Source organism: Halomonas sp. Ps84H-12, from assembly GCF_024124725.1.
In the GTDB taxonomy this organism is placed as follows: Bacteria; Pseudomonadota; Gammaproteobacteria; order Pseudomonadales; family Halomonadaceae; genus Vreelandella; species Vreelandella aquamarina.
The window spans coordinates 1-1,494 of the sequence record NZ_JAMXSJ010000088.1; the positions used below are offsets into that span (position 1 = coordinate 1).

Below are 1,494 nucleotides of genomic sequence, written 5' to 3' on the forward strand. Positions count from 1 at the left end.
AGACAGGTGCTGCATGGCTGTCGTCAGCTCGTGTTGTGAAATGTTGGGTTAAGTCCCGTAACGAGCGCAACCCTTGTCCTTATTTGCCAGCGCGTAATGGCGGGAACTCTAAGGAGACTGCCGGTGACAAACCGGAGGAAGGTGGGGACGACGTCAAGTCATCATGGCCCTTACGAGTAGGGCTACACACGTGCTACAATGGTCGGTACAAAGGGTTGCCAACTCGCGAGAGTGAGCCAATCCCGAAAAGCCGATCTCAGTCCGGATCGGAGTCTGCAACTCGACTCCGTGAAGTCGGAATCGCTAGTAATCGTGGATCAGAATGCCACGGTGAATACGTTCCCGGGCCTTGTACACACCGCCCGTCACACCATGGGAGTGGACTGCACCAGAAGTGGTTAGCCTAACGCAAGAGGGCGATCACCACGGTGTGGTTCATGACTGGGGTGAAGTCGTAACAAGGTAGCCGTAGGGGAACCTGCGGCTGGATCACCTCCTTAAACGATGCATCATCCCTCGCGGTAAGCGCTCACAATGAATTACCTGATCAGATAGTAGAGCAAACGGTTGATGCACGATCCCCTCTTGGGTCTGTAGCTCAGTTGGTTAGAGCGCACCCCTGATAAGGGTGAGGTCGGCAGTTCAAGTCTGCCCAGACCCACCAAATTCCTGTGATGCGGTGTTAAAACACTTCTCGTATAACGTGATTATGCGTTGAGGTATTTTTCTCGTCTTACGGAAATTTATACAAGAGGTTGGTTTTGCAAAAACAATGGGGCCATAGCTCAGCTGGGAGAGCGCCTGCCTTGCACGCAGGAGGTCAGCGGTTCGATCCCGCTTGGCTCCACCATTATCTTCTTGTTTAGATAAACCCCGTTTGTGATTGTTTCGTGACCATTGATAAGCACGACATAACACGTCTTCTTATCACTGTTCATTGAACAGCTGCTCTTTAACAATGTATATCATGCTGACATGAACGTTTTATAACGTTCATACGTAATTGTTAAGTGATACGTCTCAAGCGTATCCGGCAATCGTTATCATTGCGAGATACCAGACCCCTTCGGGTTATAGGGTCAAGCAATGAAGCGCACACGGTGGATGCCTAGGCAGTCAGAGGCGATGAAAGACGTGGTAGCCTGCGATAAGGTTCGGTGAGGTGGCAAACAACCTGTGACCCGGACATCTCTGAATGGGGAAACCCACTCATCAACAGATGAGTATCTTACGCTGAATATATAGGCGTAAGAGGCGAACCAGGGGAACTGAAACATCTAAGTACCCTGAGGAAAAGAAATCAACCGAGATTCCCCTAGTAGCGGCGAGCGAACGGGGACCAGCCCTTAAGCGTGTGACGGATTAGACGAACAGACTGGGAAGTCTGGCCATAGCGGGTGATAGCCCCGTAGTCGAAAATCTGATCACGTGAAATCGAGTAGGTCGGGGCACGAGAAACCTTGACTGAAGACGGGGGGACCATCCTCCAAGGCT

At 51.3% G+C, this 1,494-nt stretch carries 2 tRNA genes and 2 rRNA genes; all 4 read left to right on the forward strand.

Annotated elements, in window-relative coordinates:
- A 16S ribosomal RNA gene (locus tag NH344_RS18105) occupies positions 1 to 500 on the forward strand; the annotation flags it as partial.
- Positions 501 to 587: 87 nt separating this feature from the next.
- Positions 588 to 664: transfer RNA gene (locus tag NH344_RS18110), tRNA-Ile, on the forward strand.
- Between the two features lie 110 nt (positions 665 to 774).
- Positions 775 to 850 (forward strand) — tRNA-Ala (locus NH344_RS18115).
- Positions 851 to 1,077: 227 nt separating this feature from the next.
- Positions 1,078 to 1,494: ribosomal RNA gene (locus NH344_RS18120) — 23S ribosomal RNA — on the forward strand; the annotation flags it as partial.